15 protein-coding genes are annotated in these 14,588 nt (G+C 59.4%); 2 read left to right on the top strand and 13 right to left on the bottom strand.

Going from position 1 to position 14,588, the window contains the following annotated elements; all coding sequences use genetic code 11:
• The first annotated feature begins 11 nt into the window (after positions 1 to 11).
• Together AB1A64_RS03950 and AB1A64_RS03945 are read left to right on the top strand one after the other, a co-directional pair.
• Positions 12 to 1,256 (top strand): DUF3179 domain-containing (seleno)protein, encoded by a 1,245-nt coding sequence (locus AB1A64_RS03950; protein ID WP_366550218.1) that lies wholly within the window; start codon positions 12 to 14, stop codon positions 1,254 to 1,256.
• A 49-nt stretch (positions 1,257 to 1,305) separates the two neighbouring features.
• The gene (locus AB1A64_RS03945; protein ID WP_366550217.1) at positions 1,306 to 2,052 is read left to right on the top strand and encodes an outer membrane beta-barrel protein; all 747 of its coding nucleotides are present in this window, start codon (positions 1,306 to 1,308) and stop codon (positions 2,050 to 2,052) included.
• A gap of 25 nt (positions 2,053 to 2,077) precedes the next feature.
• Here AB1A64_RS03945 and AB1A64_RS03940 read toward each other — a convergent pair whose 3' ends face one another.
• From AB1A64_RS03940 to AB1A64_RS03880, 13 genes are all read right to left on the bottom strand, one after another.
• Positions 2,078 to 2,473: a RidA family protein gene (locus tag AB1A64_RS03940; RefSeq protein ID WP_366550216.1), complete on the bottom strand. Its 396-nt coding sequence runs from the start codon at positions 2,471 to 2,473 to the stop codon at positions 2,078 to 2,080.
• The gene (locus AB1A64_RS03935; RefSeq protein ID WP_366550215.1) at positions 2,470 to 2,877 is read right to left on the bottom strand and encodes a thioesterase family protein; all 408 of its coding nucleotides are present in this window, start codon (positions 2,875 to 2,877) and stop codon (positions 2,470 to 2,472) included. Before AB1A64_RS03935 ends, AB1A64_RS03940 begins: the two co-directional genes overlap by 4 nt.
• Entirely contained in the window at positions 2,877 to 3,563 is a 687-nt protein-coding gene (locus tag AB1A64_RS03930) for an ABC transporter ATP-binding protein (RefSeq protein WP_366550214.1), read from the bottom strand. The genes AB1A64_RS03935 and AB1A64_RS03930 overlap by 1 nt, the downstream gene beginning before the upstream one ends.
• Positions 3,560 to 4,309 (bottom strand): ABC transporter ATP-binding protein, encoded by a 750-nt coding sequence (locus AB1A64_RS03925; RefSeq protein ID WP_366550213.1) that lies wholly within the window; start codon positions 4,307 to 4,309, stop codon positions 3,560 to 3,562. Before AB1A64_RS03925 ends, AB1A64_RS03930 begins: the two co-directional genes overlap by 4 nt.
• A complete protein-coding gene (locus tag AB1A64_RS03920; RefSeq protein ID WP_366550212.1) occupies positions 4,302 to 5,288 on the bottom strand; it encodes a branched-chain amino acid ABC transporter permease in 987 nt (328 codons plus the stop codon). Before AB1A64_RS03920 ends, AB1A64_RS03925 begins: the two co-directional genes overlap by 8 nt.
• Positions 5,285 to 6,205, bottom strand: coding sequence for a branched-chain amino acid ABC transporter permease (locus tag AB1A64_RS03915; protein WP_366550211.1), 921 nt, complete (start codon positions 6,203 to 6,205; stop codon positions 5,285 to 5,287). Before AB1A64_RS03915 ends, AB1A64_RS03920 begins: the two co-directional genes overlap by 4 nt.
• A 52-nt stretch (positions 6,206 to 6,257) precedes the next feature.
• Entirely contained in the window at positions 6,258 to 7,388 is a 1,131-nt protein-coding gene (locus AB1A64_RS03910; protein ID WP_366550210.1) for an ABC transporter substrate-binding protein, read from the bottom strand.
• A 110-nt stretch (positions 7,389 to 7,498) separates the two neighbouring features.
• The gene (locus AB1A64_RS03905) at positions 7,499 to 9,130 is read right to left on the bottom strand and encodes an AMP-binding protein (RefSeq protein WP_366550209.1); all 1,632 of its coding nucleotides are present in this window, start codon (positions 9,128 to 9,130) and stop codon (positions 7,499 to 7,501) included.
• Positions 9,130 to 10,281 (bottom strand): acyl-CoA dehydrogenase family protein, encoded by a 1,152-nt coding sequence (locus tag AB1A64_RS03900; protein WP_366550208.1) that lies wholly within the window; start codon positions 10,279 to 10,281, stop codon positions 9,130 to 9,132. Before AB1A64_RS03900 ends, AB1A64_RS03905 begins: the two co-directional genes overlap by 1 nt.
• Positions 10,281 to 11,081 (bottom strand): enoyl-CoA hydratase family protein, encoded by an 801-nt coding sequence (locus tag AB1A64_RS03895; RefSeq protein WP_366550207.1) that lies wholly within the window; start codon positions 11,079 to 11,081, stop codon positions 10,281 to 10,283. The genes AB1A64_RS03900 and AB1A64_RS03895 overlap by 1 nt, the downstream gene beginning before the upstream one ends.
• On the bottom strand, positions 11,071 to 11,538 hold the full coding sequence (locus AB1A64_RS03890) for a MarR family transcriptional regulator (RefSeq protein WP_366550206.1): 468 nt from the start codon (positions 11,536 to 11,538) through the stop codon (positions 11,071 to 11,073). Before AB1A64_RS03890 ends, AB1A64_RS03895 begins: the two co-directional genes overlap by 11 nt.
• The gene (locus tag AB1A64_RS03885) at positions 11,535 to 12,266 is read right to left on the bottom strand and encodes an SDR family NAD(P)-dependent oxidoreductase (RefSeq protein WP_366550205.1); all 732 of its coding nucleotides are present in this window, start codon (positions 12,264 to 12,266) and stop codon (positions 11,535 to 11,537) included. Before AB1A64_RS03885 ends, AB1A64_RS03890 begins: the two co-directional genes overlap by 4 nt.
• Positions 12,263 to 14,557 (bottom strand): bifunctional salicylyl-CoA 5-hydroxylase/oxidoreductase, encoded by a 2,295-nt coding sequence (locus AB1A64_RS03880; RefSeq protein ID WP_366550204.1) that lies wholly within the window; start codon positions 14,555 to 14,557, stop codon positions 12,263 to 12,265. Before AB1A64_RS03880 ends, AB1A64_RS03885 begins: the two co-directional genes overlap by 4 nt.
• Between the last annotated feature and the right edge of the window lie 31 nt (positions 14,558 to 14,588).

Here is a 14,588-nt window from a genome sequence, read left to right as displayed (position 1 = left end):
CGGAGGAGCCTATGATCGGAAACATCCTCTTCGCCCTCGGCTTGATCGTCTCGCTTGGGATCGGCTTTGTCTATTTCCGCGATCTGGGCGACATCTCGCAAATGCTGCTGAAGGTGAAACGCGAAAACATGGTACGGTTCATCCGCCATGAATACCGCCTGATCGGTATCGGGTTAGGAGCATTTGCCGTCGCAACATTAGCGTTTCTTCTTCTGGGTGGTGGATCGTTTTGGTTGTGGGCCCTGTCTGCATTGCTGGTCCTGTTCTTTTTCGGCTTTCCGTATGTCTGGGTACATCTGGGTCTGCGTAATCAGTTGAACGACGCCGCTTTCTTTCCGATCAGCGAAGCCCGCAAGTATGTCGGCCCCACCGCACCGGTCATCGTGATGGACCACAACGGACATGCCCGCGCGCACCCGGATGCGCAGATCATGCGGCCTCATCTGGCCGGTGACGTAGACGGGTTGGGCGGCGAAGACGTGGTGATGACCTATTGCGCGATGGCCAACCTCGGCCAGGGATACACCCCCAGGATCGAGGGTAAGCGGCTGGACCTTGAGGTACTGGCCCAACACGGCAACAACCTGATCTTGCGCGACAATGAATCCGGCGAGCCGATCCAACATATCTATGGCTTTCGCGAGGCCGACCGCGACCCGAACGCAGATGGACCCGCCTGCCCCCTGCGCCCCGAGGCGCAGATGAAGCCCTGGCCGACTTACCGGATGACGTTCCGAGGATTCCAAAAGGCCTTTCCCGACGGCGAAGTCTTTCTGAACAAACCCTCGTCCAATCCGCTGCTGCGGCTGCTGGACATGGTGACCGAGATCACCTTTGGCTGGGGGATCAGCCGCCAGCATCAGGAAGACGCACCGGTGATGGACAATATGGATCGTTCCGACGACAGGCTGCCCAACAAGACCCATGTTTGGGGGATCACCATCGGCAAGGACGCCGCCTGCTGGACGGATGATTTCGTCATAGATAACAACTGGATCATCAACGCCACCGTCGGCGGCCGCGATGTCGTAGTCAGCCTGGACCCGAAATACGAAAGCTTGGGCGTGTGGTATAATGACAGTGGTCGGCTTGTTTCACATTGCGATTTCTGGGGTGTGTCGGACCAAGGTCAATTGCAACGGGTGGAAACCCTGCGCGCCGGGATTTTTTGGCACGTCTGGTCCGAGTTTTTCCCGGACACTGACATCAATCGGATAGGCAAAGGCGCGACGGATACTGAAGACGTAGCGGCATAGAACCCATTTCAGAAACACATAATTTAAGACAGAAATAGAGAGGGACAGAATGGCACAATCACAAAAAACAAAGCTCGGCATCGTCGCAGCGGCCCTACTGGCATCCGTGGCAGCACCCACCTCGGCGCAGCAGTCCGATTGGTCCTATGAGGCCACGATCTATCTGTTCATGCCCGAGACCGAGACCAGCATTGAAACCCCTAGGGGTACGCTTGACGCGACACTTAGCTTTACAGACGCGCTGGAAAACCTCGACTTTGCGTTCATGGGCGCGCTGGCGGCAACAAACGGGCAATGGAGCGTGCTGGCCGACTATAACTATACCAACCTGTCCTTTGGCGATACCGGGCCCGGCGGTGGCGACCTTGAAACTTCGGTCAAGACACAGTTTCTGACGGCCTTGCTGGGTTACCGGGTGCGCAATGACCCAACCGTCAAAGTGGATCTTGCGGGCGGCTTCAGGTGGTACAGCACCGACACCGATTTCTCGCTGACACCTGTCGGAGGTCCCGCCTTTACTTCTACCGCCGACGAAAGCTGGGTCGATCCGGTCGTCGGGGTCCGGGCGCGGTTCACACTATCTGATTCATGGACCAGCACCGCCTATGTGGATTACGGAGGGTTTCGCAGCGGCAGCCAGACCTGGTCGGTTCTGCTGACTGCCGACTACATCATCAACGACAGGTGGATGCTGCGGGGTGGATACCGTTACATATCTTTCGACCACGATATTGACGGCAATGATTACGAATTCGATCAATCCGGCCCGCTGATTGGTGCCACTTACCGGTTCTAAGGGCGCAATCTTTAACAACCGGAGGTCACGACAAATGCGCCGTGGCCTCAATCTCAACCATGGCTTCGTCTTCGACCAAACCGGCAACGATGATCATCGACATGGCGGGGAAATGCCTGCCAAACACCTCGCGATAGGCTGCGCCGACCTCTGCCTGTTTGGCCAGGTATTCGCTTTTGTCGGTGACAAACCAAGTCAGGCGGGTCACGTCGGTTGCCTCACCACCTGCGGCTTCGACAATGTCCACGATATTTTGCAGGGCCTGTTTCATCTGGCCAATAAAGCCGCCGTTGACGAATTCCTTGTTCGCGTCCCATCCGATCTGGCCGCCAATTTGCAAGGTTCCGTCCTTGGTCAGAACGCCGTTCGCATAGCCTTTGGCCGGAAGCCAGCCGTCGGGCTGAATGATCTTATGGCTCATGTCGCGTCCTTTCTGAATGTTTCCAATTTACTGCGGATGGTGTCCGGCCAGGCCTCGGGGCGGCCATCGGCGTTGATGTGAACCAATGTCGCCGAAGTTGCCAGCCGCACCTCGTCCCCACAACGGGCGGTCATCCTGTACCCCGCCGAGCTGTTGCCGAGCTGTGTGATTTCAAGTTGGAAAACCAATTGGTCGCCATGGCGACTGGGCGCAGGAAACTGAGTTTCGATTTGCGCGGTCGGCACGGCACCTGCGCGGTGCAGATCGTGGAACGGTGCATTCAGACCCTGATCAAAGAACGCCTCGACGCAATCATTGATCATCTCGAAATAGCGCGGGAAGAACACGATCCCGGCAGGGTCGCAATGTTTGAACAGCACCTTTTGATGAAACTCGAACACCATCAGACCCCTACATATTTCTCGGAAATTTCGGGGGTCAGGTCAGTGATGGCACCGGCCCAGACAGTGCGACCCCGTTCCAGAATGACCGCCTTGTCGGACACCGCCGCCAACTCCTTAAGCGATTTGTCGATCAGCAGGATCGCCACGCTGGTCTCTTGCCGCAGGCGGTGCAGCGCTGCCCAGATTTCCTGCCGGACGATCGGGGCAAGCCCCTCGGTGGCCTCATCCAGGATTAGCAGTCGGGGGTTGGTCATCAGCGCGCGGCCTATCGCCAGCATCTGCTGCTCTCCTCCCGACAGGGAAACTGCCCGTTGCCCCTGCCGTTCACCCAACCGGGGAAACAACTCAGTCACGCGGCGCAGGGTCCAATCCCCTGGACGTGCCGCCGCAATCAGGTTTTCTCGCACGGTCAGATCGGCAAAACAGCGGCGGCCTTCGGGCACCAGCCCCACGCCTTTACGCGCGACCTTGTGACTGGGCAGCGCATGCAGGTCCTGACCGTCCAGCGTCAGCGTGCCGTCTGACCGGATCATCCTGCAAATGGCCTTTACCGTGGTGGTCTTACCCATCCCGTTGCGCCCCATCAGGGCGGTGACCTCGCCCTGCGCCATCTCAAGATCAACACCAAACAAGGCCTGACTGACACCGTACGTGGCTCTGAGGTTTTCTATCCGCAGCAGACTCATGCCTCGTCCCCCAGATAGGCGTCGCGCACTTCGCGGCTGGTGCGGATTTCGTCCGCCGTGCCCGTGGCGATGACCTTGCCATAGACCAGCACGCTGATCCGGTCGGCCAGCGCAAAGACCGCATCCATGTCATGCTCGACCAACAGAATGGGTGCTTCTTGCCGCAACCCGTCAAGAAAACCCGTCAGCCGTTTCGACCCTCCGGCACCAAGCCCGGCCATTGGCTCATCCATCACGAAGGCTTTTGGGGACAAGGTCAAAGCAACTGCAACCTCCAACTGCCGCCTTTGGCCGTGGCTGAGGTTGGCACAGCGCGTTTCGCGGTCATCGCTGAGGCCCACGCGCTCCAACGCCGCCTCGGCCCGCTCGCGCAGCGCGGGCCGTTTCAGGGCAGGTCGCCAAAACCGCCAAGCCATATGTTCGGCGCCCATCGCGCCCAGCACGGCGTTTTCCAGAACGGTGTCTTCCATGCACAATTGGGAAATCTGAAATGTGCGCCCCAACCCGGCCCGCGCCCGCGCCTGCGTGCTATGCCCCGAGACATCCCGACCATTCAGCAGAACCCGCCCGGAATCTGGTTGCAACCCACCGCAAATCTGTTGGATCAGCGTCGACTTACCCGCCCCGTTGGGGCCGATGATCGCATGGATTTCGCCGGGTTTCAGGTCAATCGACACATCGTCGGTGGCCTTGAGCGCGCCAAAGCTTTTGTTCAGTTTCAGCGTGGAAAGAACGGTATCAGACATGTGCCCCCTCTTTCCCGGTCAGCAGACCGATCAGCCCCCCACGCCCGAACAACACAATGCACAGCAAGACTACGCCTAGGTAGACATGCCAGAAATCGGTAAGCTCGCCCAAGAAATGTTCCAGCGCGACAAAGACGCAGGCCCCGATCACCGGTCCCATAAGGCGCCCAACCCCGCCGATGATGATCAGCACGATCAATTCACCCGACAACTGCCAACTGAACATCGTGGGGGAGACAAAGCGGTTCAGGTCTGCAAACAGCGCGCCCGCCAGCCCGGTGATTGCCCCTGAAAGGACAAAGGCCAGCAGCTTCAACCGCATCGGGTTCAGGCCCACAGTCTCAACCCGAGTGGGTGTCTGACGCGCCGCGTTCAGCGCCAATCCGAAGGGCGAGGCCTGAAAGCGGGCAAACAAAAACAGCACCACACAAAGCAGCGTGAAACAAATGGCGTAAAACTGGATCGGTGCCAGTGTGTTCAGACCGGGAAAGTCGTTGCGGACATAGATCGACAGCCCATCCTCACCCCCGTACTGCGCCCAGGAGATCGCGAAGTAGAAAAACATCTGCCCAAAAGCGAGCGTGATCATGATGAAATACACCCCAGACGTTCGAAGCGACAGCAGCCCGATAAAGAACGCCACCAACCCGGACAGGATCATCGCCACCAACCAGATCACCGGCATGGACTTGGTGCCGCCGGTGGTGAGCAGCCCCAGATCCAGCGCCGTGTAGGTCTGCGCGTGATAGGCAAGGATGCCCATCGCGTACCCTCCGATCCCAAAGAACACGGCATGACCAAAGCTGACCATACCGCCAATCCCAAGAATGATGTTCAGCCCCACCGCCGCCAACGCCAGGATCACCGCCCGCGTCACTAGTGTGATCGTAAAGGGCTGGTCTGCCATAACAGCCCAAAGCGGCAATGCCAGCAGGCCCGCGATCATTGCGGCATTAAGGTATTTCTCATTCAGCCTCATGCGCGGGCTCCGAACAATCCGGTGGGCCGCCAGATCAACACCAGCCCCATCAACACATAAATCCCCATCGAGGCCAGCGCCGAACCGCTTTTCTGCGCCGCGCCATTGTCCATGAACAGCTTGAACAATTCGGGCAGGAACACCCCGCCCAGCGTGTCGGTCAGACCGACCAGCAGCGCGCCGATAAAGGCACCACGGACCGAACCGATGCCGCCGATGACGATGACCACAAAGGCCAGGATCAGCACCGGCTCGCCCATCCCGACCTGCACCGACTGGATCGCACCGACCAGAGCGCCCGCCAGCCCAGCCAGCGCTGCGCCCAACGCAAAGACCAGCGTGTAGAGTTTCGAGATATCGACGCCCAGTGCCGCTATCATCTCACGGTCATTTTCGCCGGCACGAATTTGAATCCCCAATCGGGTGCGTTCAATCAGCGCCCAAAGCCCCACGGCCACAGCCAGCCCGATACCGATCAGAGCTAGACGATACAGCGGGTATTCGATCCCACCGGGCAAGGTCACAGGCCCTGACAGCGCGTCGGGAATGTCCAGAAACAATGGAAAAGAGCCAAAAACCCAGCGTGTTCCTTCGGAAAAGATCAGGATCAGCGCGAAGGTGGCCAGCACCTGATCCAGATGCGGCGCGTTATACAATCGCCGGATCACCACCATCTCGACAATCGCGCCAGCTAGCGCCGCAGCAGCGAGCGCGGCAACCAACGCCAACAGGAAAGACCCAGTTGCGCCCGCCACAGCCGCCGCCGCAAAAGCCCCGACCATATACAGCGAGCCGTGCGCCAGATTGATCAAACCCATCACGCCGAAAATCAGCGTCAGGCCAGCCGCCATCAAAAACAGCATGACGCCGAACTGCAGCCCGTTGAGGATCTGCTCGATAATCAGGATCGAGGACATGGGAACTCCGGTGGCCTGCCCGCCCCGCAAACAGGGGCAGGCAGAAGGTCAGTTACATTTTGCACTCGACCGCGTAAGCGTCAGAGTGGTTTTCCAGCGCAACGCCGAGGATCTTGTTGGTGAATACGTCACCTTCCTTGATCACTTCACGCGCATAGATCGTCTGAACAGGGTGATGGTTCGGGCCAAAGCTGAAGTCACCACGGGTACTGTCGAACTCAGCCGCTCGCAGTGCCTCGCGGAAGGCATCGGCATCTGAAGGGTCGGCCTTGTCCAACGCCGACAGCAACAGGTTAGCCGTGTCAAACCCCTGGCTGGCATAGAGCGAGGGCAGACGTCCGTATTCCGCCTGGAAACTTTCCACAAACGCCGCGTTGGTCGGGTTGTCGATATCCTTGTTCCACTGCGAGGTGTTCACCACACCCATTGCCGCATCGCCAACCGCCTGCAGGATGCCCTGATCAAAGCTGAAGGCCGGGCCGACCACGGGCAAGTCAATCCCACTGTCAGCATATTGCTTGAGGAAGGAAATGCCCATGCCGCCCGGCAGGAAAAAGAACACGCTGTCTGCATCGCTGGCCCGGATCTGGGCGATCTCGGCAGCATAGTCGGTTTGGCCAAGCTCGGTATAAATTTCACCGGCCAAATCGCCTTCGAAGAACCGCTTATAGCCGGTCAAGGCATCCACGCCAGCCGGATAGTTCGGGGCCAGAATGAAGCTGTTCTTATAGCCCGCACCGTTGGCATAGGCCCCGGCGGCCTCGTGCAGGTTGTCGTTCTGCCAGGCGACGTTGAAATAGTTCTGGTGACAACCTTTCCCTGCCAAAGGTGACGGGCCTGCATTAGGCGACAGATAGAACACGTTCTGATTTACCGCCGCAGGCACAACCGCCATGGCAAGGTTGGACCAGATGATACCTGTCATCACATCGACCCGTTCTGATTGGATCATCTTGTCCGACAACTGCACGGCGATATCGGGCTTGCGCTGATCGTCTTCGATCACAACCTCAATATCGTCGCGGCCCGATTGCGCGATGGCCAGCATGAACCCGTCCCGCACATCGATGCCCAACCCGGCGCCACCACCGGACAGCGTGGTGATCATCCCAACCTTGACCTCGGCCAGCGCACCGGTGGCGCACAGCGCGGAAACCGCAGCGGCCGCTAGAAACTTTTTCATCTTCATCTCCCTTCGTTGGTCTTTCGAACGCGCCTTTTGCCAATCTTCCCCGCGTTCAGCCTATGCCCCTGACAGGGCGTTCTTTTTTGTTATGTCGCTATTCACACCGATCACGCCCCGTTCGTCGAGGGGGATTTCAACCTGAACCGCTGAATTTTTCCCGTCGCCGTCTTTGGCAACGCGTCGCAGAACCGGATCGAGCGTGGGTATTTGTAGGGCGCGATGACGGATTTGACGTGGGTCTGCAGCGCCTCGCGCAGAGCATCCTCTGCCACAGCATCTTCGGTCAGCACGACATGCGCCTCGACAATTTCGCCCCGATCCGGGTCTGGGGCACCGATCACGGCGCATTCCAGAACAGCCTCGTGCGCTAGCAGCGCTGCTTCGACCTCGGGGCCGGCGATGTTGTACCCGGCCGAGACGATCATATCGTCATTGCGCGCCGCGAAATGGAAATAGCCGCCCTCGTCCTGATAGAAACTGTCGCCGGTGATGTTCCAGCCATCGTGAACATATTCCTTTTGCCGGTCGTCATTCAGATACCGGCATCCGGTCGGGCCGCGCACCGCCAGACGTCCAATGTCCCCGGTTTTAGCCTCGGACCCGTCGCGGTTCAAAACCTTCGCTTCGTACCCTTTGACCGGTCGTCCGGTGCAAGCGGGCCGGTGATCATCGAACCGGTTCGAGATGAAGATATGCAGCAATTCCGTGGCCCCGATGCCATCGAGCATCGGCTTGCCTGCGCGTTCCATCCAGTCGTCATAGACGGGTTTGGGCAACGTCTCGCCCGCCGAAACGGCAGCGCGCAGGCTGGACAGATCGGCCCCATCCTCCATCGCCTGCAACATGACGCGATAGGCGGTTGGAGCCGTGAAACAGACGGTGGCTTTGTACTTTTCGATGATCTCGATCATGCCGGGAGGCGAAGCTTGTTCCAGCAAGGTCGCCGTTGCCCCAAATCGCAGTGGAAACACCGCCAGACCACCCAGCCCAAATGTGAAGGCAAGCGGAGGAGACCCCACAAACACGTCCTCGGGCTGCACATTCAGAACCTCGCGCGCATAGCCATCAGCGATGATCATAAGATCACGGTGGAAATGCATTGTGGCCTTGGGCTCTCCGGTCGAACCTGAGGTGAACCCCAGAAGGGCAACGTCATCGCGACCTGTTTGCACGCAATCGAACTGAACCGGTTTCTCTAACGCCAGACGATCAAGCTCGGCATCGTGGTTCGAGGTGCCGTCGAACCCCACCACGCGCTTTAGGAACCGGCTGTCCTGCGCGCAGGTTTCCATTTCCTCCATCAATCGTGTGTCGCAGAGGGCGAACTGGATCTCGGCCTTATCCACATGTTTGGTCAATTCACCTGCGCGCAGCATGGGCATGGTGTTGACGACCACGGCCCCAGCCTTGGTCGCGGCCAGCCAGCAGGCCACCATGGCCGGGTTATTCGCCGACCGGATCAACACCCGATTGCCGGGCTGTACCCCCAGATCTTCGACCAGCACATGCGCCAGACGATTGGTCCAGTCGGTCAGCTCTTTATAGGTCCGCTGCCGCCCATTTCCGATCAGGGCGATATTGTCGCCAAACCCTTTGTCCACCATCGCATCGGTCAGCTCATACGCCGCATTTAGAAGGTCGGGATAGTCGAACCCGTCCAACAGGAAATCGGGCCACTGCTCCTCGGGCGGCAGGTTATCGCGGCTGAACGTATCGATATGCGCGGACGGTCCCAACATCACTTCCCCTCCCTATGCGCGGCCATTGCCTGACGGGCGATGACGACTTTTTGCACGTCCGAGGCACCCTCGTAGATGCGCAAGGCGCGGATTTCACGATACAGCGCCTCAACCGGCATGCCCGATCGGACACCTTCACCGCCGAACAGCTGCACCGCCTTGTCGATGACCTGCTGCGCGTGGTCAGTGGCGAAAAGTTTGGCCATCGCGGCCTCGCGCGTGATGCGCTGCGCGCCACTGTCTTTGGTCCAGGCAGCGCGGTAGACCAGCAGCGCCGCCGCATCAACATCCAGCGCCATATCGGCGATTTGACCTTGCACCATCTGCAGGTCGAACAGCGGCGCACCTTGCACATGGCGGATACTGACCCGCGTCAACGCCTCATCCAGCGCGCGCCGGGCGAACCCCAATGCCGCTGCTGCCACGGTCGAGCGGAACACATCCAGCACCGACATGGCGATCTTGAACCCGGCACCGGACGTGCCAATCATCGCAGATGCCGGTATCCGCATGTCAGAAAACCGCAGCGTCGCCAGTGGATGCGGGGCGATGGTGTGCAGCCGCTCGGCAACCTCGAACCCCGGCTGATCAGGTGTTACGACAAAAGCAGACAACCCCTTGGCACCCGGCGCTTCGCCGGTGCGGGCGAACAGGGTGTAGACGTCGGCAATGCCCCCGTTCGATATCCAAGTCTTTTCGCCGTTCAGGACATAGTGATCGCCATCACGTGTCGCGGTCATGGTGGAATTCGCCACATCCGATCCTGACTGCGGCTCGGTCAGCGCAAAGGCCGAAATCGCCTGCCCGCTGCGCGTTTTAGGCAACCATGCGGCCTTTTGCTGGGGCGAACCGAACAGGGAAATCGCACCAGTGCCAAGACCCTGCATGGCAAAGGAAAAATCAGCCAACCCATCATGCCGGGCAAGGATTTCCCGGGTCAAACACAAGGTCCGCACATCCAACTGGCCGTCTTCGTCCGCAGTTGGTTGCAGCAGCCCCGCTTCGCCCAAATCACGCACTAACGCACGGCAGGCGGCATCAGTGTCCGCGTGGTCGACCTTTAGCCTCTGCGCGACCTCTTCGACTTGCGCCGCCCAGTCGCGGTGACGTGGCTCGAAAAATGGCCATGAAAGGAAACTGCGATCTGCCATCAATCCCCCTCGAACTCTGGTTTTTCTTTGGCCACAAAGGCGTTGTAGGCGCGTTCAAAATCACCGGTCTGCATGCAGATGGCCTGCGCTTGAGCCTCGGCTTCGATGGCCTGCTCAATCGACATGGACCATTCCTGCGCCAACATGGTTTTGGTCATCATATGCGCAAAGTTCGGCCCCGCAGTGATACGCCGGGCCATGTCCCGTGCCGCGTCCTCAAGCTGACCCGCCTCAACCACGCTGTTGTAGAATCCCCAGCCAAACCCCTCCTCGGCGCTCATAGACCGCCCGGTATAGAGCAGCTCTGCCGCCCGTCCCTGCCCGATGATCCGAGGCAGGATGGCGCAGGCCCCCATGTCACAGCCAGCCAAGCCAACCCGCGTGAACAGAAAGGCGCATTTCGCCTGTGGTGTGGCGATACGCAGATCGGACGCCATGGCGATGATCGCCCCAGCCCCAACGCAGATACCGTCCACTGCCGCAATCACGGGCTTGCCGCAATTCACCATCGCCTTGACCAGATCTCCGGTCATGCGGGTAAAGGCCAACAACTCTTTCATATTCATGCGGGTCAGCGGGCCGATGATATCATGCACATCCCCGCCCGAGCTGAAATTGCCACCATTCGACGCAAAGACCACGGCGTCCACATCATCGACATAGACCAGATCGCGAAACCAGTCGCGCAGTTCAGCATAGCTGTCGAAGGTCAACGGGTTTTTCCGCTCTGGCCGGTCCAGGCTGACCGTGGCAATGCGGTCCGTCACCTCACACCGGAAATGATTGACGTCACGGGTCATTGGGTTCCTCCGGCAGGCTGAATTCGGTGGTGAGAGTCCTTGCATCCTCGGCCGAGAATTGACCCAGCATATCGGCGATCCATGCCTCATGCGCGGCGGCTTGGCGGGCGAATTCCGCACGGCCCTTCTGGGTCATACACACACGATGGGCGCGGCGATCCCCGGGCACCGGCACCCGCACCAACAACCCGTCATCGGCCAGCCGATCCACAATCCCGGTCACATTGCCATTGGAGACGCGCAGCACGCCGGAAATCTCGCTCATCTTTAGGCCGTCGTCATAGCGCGACAAGGCGGCCATCACATCGAACCGAGGCAAGGTCGTGTCGAACTCAGCCCGGAAATTCTCACGCAGCTTGGCCTCGATGCCACGAGTGGTTTTCAACAAGCGTAACCACAGACGCAGCCGTTCTTTCGAGGCATCTTCGAGCGGAGGGTGCGCAAGTGTCGGGGTCATATTTCACCTCCGGAAAGGCTAAGCGTGTGACCATTCACGGATTTCGCCGCGTCCGAGCATAGCCATTTGACCGCGCTCGCGACCTCATCCGTTTCAATGAACCGGCGTTGGGGGTTGCCTCGGTGCAGTGAAGCGGCGGCGTCTTTGGCGCTCATCCCCGTTTTTTCAACGATGGTGTTGATCGAACGCTCCAGCATCGGCGTGTCTACAAATCCAGGGCACACGGCGTTGACAGTGATCCCGGTTGGGGCCAGTTCAATTGCCAGCGCGCGGGTCAGTCCCACAACCCCGTGTTTCGCGGCGCAATAGCCTGAGACATAAGGGTAACCTTTCAACCCGGCGGTCGAGGCGATGGCGATCAGACGCCCAGCGCCCGCTGCCTGCATGTCTGCCAACCCGGCCTGCCAGACGTTGAATACACCTACTAGGTTGACCTCGGTCATGGCACGCAGGTCATCCGCCGTCATCTTGAAAAAAGGCATTGAGTGCGCTGCGCCTGCATTGGCAATAACTGCCGTAACCGGGCCACGTTGGGTGCGGGCCACGCTGAAGGCTGCTTGCACCTGCACCGTGTCGGTCACATCGCAGACTTCGAAAGGTAGCCCCTGCTGCTGCAAGGTGGTCTCGGTCCGACCCAAAAGAGTGATCGCGGCGCCACCCTCAGCAAACGTCTTCGCAATCGCCGCCCCGACCCCGGTGCCGCCACCTGATATGATCACGTGACTCATACCTTACCTGCCATTTCTGCGTCGCGGTCGGCCAGACGCCAGGCCTGATCGCGCCCAGCCTCATAGGGTTTCGGCCAGACCTCCTGCCGGTCGCCCAACGCGGTGGCTGCGTGCAAGGTCCAATAGGGATCGTTCAAATGCGGTCTGGCCAAACAGACCAGGTCGGCACGCCCGGCCATCAGGATCGAATTGACATGGTCAGCTTCGTAGATATTTCCAACAGCCATTGTCTTGATGCCACGTTCATTGCGGATACGGTCCGAGAACGGGGTTTGAAACATCCGCCCATAAACCGGCTGCGCCTGTGTCGAGGTCTGGCCTGCGGACACATCCACGATATCCGCCCCCGCCGCATCAAACAACGCTGCGATTTCAACGGCCTCTTCCGGGGTGATACCGTTTTCGCCCGCCCAGTCACTGGCCGATATGCGCACCGCCATCGGCTTGGCTTCGGGCCATACCGCACGCATGGCCGCGAACACCTCAAGCGGATAGCGCATGCGGTTTTCCAAACTGCCGCCATAGTCGTCATCGCGCATGTTCGATAGCGGAGAGATAAAGGACGAGATCAGATACCCATGCGCCGCGTGCAGTTCGATCATGTCGAATCCGGCACGATCAGCCATCTGGGCGGCTGCTACGAAATCGACGGTGACGCGATCCATGTCCGCCCGATCCATCGCTTTGGGCATGGCGTTTTCGTCTGACCAGGCAATGGCCGAGGCGGACATCAGAGGCCAGTTGCCTTCCTCCAACGGCTGATCCATGCCTTCCCACCCGATGCGCGTCGATCCCTTGCGCCCGGCATGGCCGATCTGGCAGCAAATCTTGGCGTCGGTCTCAGTGTGAACGAAATCGGTCAGGCGGCGCCATGCCGATTCGTGCTCGGGTGCGTACAGCCCGGGGCAACCTGGCGAGATGCGGCCATCGGCACTGACACAAGTCATCTCGGTATAGATCAGCCCTGCCCCGCCCTTGGCGCGTTCACCATAGTGGATCAGATGCCAGTCGGTCGGGCAGCCATCCACGGCCTTATACTGAGCCATGGGTGAGACCACGATCCGGTTCTTCAACTCCATGCCCCGCAAACGGAACGGTGCGAACATGGGCGCGCGAGCGGGGGTGTTGATCCCCACCCCGGCTTGCGCCATGAACCACGCCTCGGCCCGGCCAAGCCACCTGGCATCGCGTTCACGCAGGTTTTCATGGCTGATCCGTTGCGACCGGGTCAGCATGGAATAGTTCAGCTGTACGGAATCCAGATCCAGATAGCGTTCGACATCCTCGAACCACTCCACCGAATTCCGCGCCGCTGACTGCAGCCGCAGCACTTCGAGCCGCCGTTCATCTTCATAGCGGGCAAAGGCGGCCTCAAGCGTGTCTTCGGTGTGGATATACTCGGCCAGCGCAATCGCGCTTTCCAACGCCAATTTGGTGCCCGACCCGATCGAGAAATGCGCCGTGGCGGCTGCATCCCCCAGCAGAACGACGTTCTTATGGCTCCACTTCTCGCACAGCACACGCGGAAACCGCAGCCAAGCGGAGCCGCGGATATGGTTGGCATTGGTCATCAGGGAATGACCGCCCAGATGATCCTTGAAGATGTCCTGGCAAACGACAATCGAGTCCTGCTGGCTCATCTTGCCAAAGCCATAGGCATCGAATGTCTCTTGCGTGCATTCGACAATGAAAGTCGCGGTGTCTGGGTCGAATTGATAGGCATGGGCCCAGAGCCAGCCCTTGTCGGTTTTCTCGAAAATAAAGGTAAAGGCGTCGTCGAATTTCTGATGCGTGCCCAACCAGACGAACTGACACAGGCGCTGGTCGATATCCGGTTTGAACACATCCGAAAACTCGGCGCGGGTCTTCGAATTCAGCCCATCTGACGCAATGACGACGTCATAGTTGGCCATGTAGTCCGAGGCCGACGTCGCTTCGGTTTCGAACCGCATCTTCACATCCAGCTCGCGGGCGCGGGCCTGCAGGATCAACAACAGTTGCTTGCGCCCGATGCCGCAGAACCCATGCCCGCCAGAGACAGTGCGCTGGCCCTTGTGAACCAGCGCCACATCATCCCAATAGGCAAATTGTTCCCGAACTCTCTCAGCGCTGACCGGATCGTTGGCCGCCAGATTGTCCAGCGTTTCATCGGACAGAACGACGCCCCAGCCAAAAGTGTCATCGGGTCGGTTGCGTTCTATTACCTCAACCTCGGCCTCGGGGTTTCGAAGTTTCATCGAAATCCCGAAATAAAGACCCGCCGGTCCGCCGCCAAGGCAAGCAATGCGCATCGCTAAACTTCCCTTCATCCGTCTGAATACC

It is taken from the genome of Ruegeria sp. ANG10, from assembly GCF_040705255.1.
Lineage (GTDB): Bacteria > Pseudomonadota > Alphaproteobacteria > Rhodobacterales > Rhodobacteraceae > Ruegeria.
This window is presented reverse-complemented; position numbering and strand designations above follow the sequence as displayed.

Excerpts from the sequence above, each read along its gene's own strand:
- AB1A64_RS03910 (WP_366550210.1), bottom strand. The coding sequence starts at position 7,388 with ATGAAAAAGTTTCTAGCGGCCGCTGCGGTTTCCGCGCTGTGCGCCACC.
- AB1A64_RS03895 (WP_366550207.1), bottom strand. The coding sequence starts at position 11,081 with ATGACCCGTGACGTCAATCATTTCCGGTGTGAGGTGACGGACCGCATT.
- AB1A64_RS03925 (WP_366550213.1), bottom strand. The coding sequence starts at position 4,309 with ATGTCTGATACCGTTCTTTCCACGCTGAAACTGAACAAAAGCTTTGGC.
- AB1A64_RS03935 (WP_366550215.1), bottom strand. The coding sequence starts at position 2,877 with ATGGTGTTCGAGTTTCATCAAAAGGTGCTGTTCAAACATTGCGACCCT.
- AB1A64_RS03880 (WP_366550204.1), bottom strand. The coding sequence starts at position 14,557 with ATGCGCATTGCTTGCCTTGGCGGCGGACCGGCGGGTCTTTATTTCGGG.
- AB1A64_RS03940 (WP_366550216.1), bottom strand. The coding sequence starts at position 2,473 with ATGAGCCATAAGATCATTCAGCCCGACGGCTGGCTTCCGGCCAAAGGC.
- AB1A64_RS03950 (WP_366550218.1), top strand. The coding sequence starts at position 12 with ATGATCGGAAACATCCTCTTCGCCCTCGGCTTGATCGTCTCGCTTGGG.
- AB1A64_RS03900 (WP_366550208.1), bottom strand. The coding sequence starts at position 10,281 with ATGGCAGATCGCAGTTTCCTTTCATGGCCATTTTTCGAGCCACGTCAC.
- AB1A64_RS03920 (WP_366550212.1), bottom strand. The coding sequence starts at position 5,288 with ATGAGGCTGAATGAGAAATACCTTAATGCCGCAATGATCGCGGGCCTG.
- AB1A64_RS03885 (WP_366550205.1), bottom strand. The coding sequence starts at position 12,266 with ATGAGTCACGTGATCATATCAGGTGGCGGCACCGGGGTCGGGGCGGCG.
- AB1A64_RS03945 (WP_366550217.1), top strand. The coding sequence starts at position 1,306 with ATGGCACAATCACAAAAAACAAAGCTCGGCATCGTCGCAGCGGCCCTA.
- AB1A64_RS03915 (WP_366550211.1), bottom strand. The coding sequence starts at position 6,205 with ATGTCCTCGATCCTGATTATCGAGCAGATCCTCAACGGGCTGCAGTTC.
- AB1A64_RS03890 (WP_366550206.1), bottom strand. The coding sequence starts at position 11,538 with ATGACCCCGACACTTGCGCACCCTCCGCTCGAAGATGCCTCGAAAGAA.
- AB1A64_RS03905 (WP_366550209.1), bottom strand. The coding sequence starts at position 9,130 with ATGTTGGGACCGTCCGCGCATATCGATACGTTCAGCCGCGATAACCTG.
- AB1A64_RS03930 (WP_366550214.1), bottom strand. The coding sequence starts at position 3,563 with ATGAGTCTGCTGCGGATAGAAAACCTCAGAGCCACGTACGGTGTCAGT.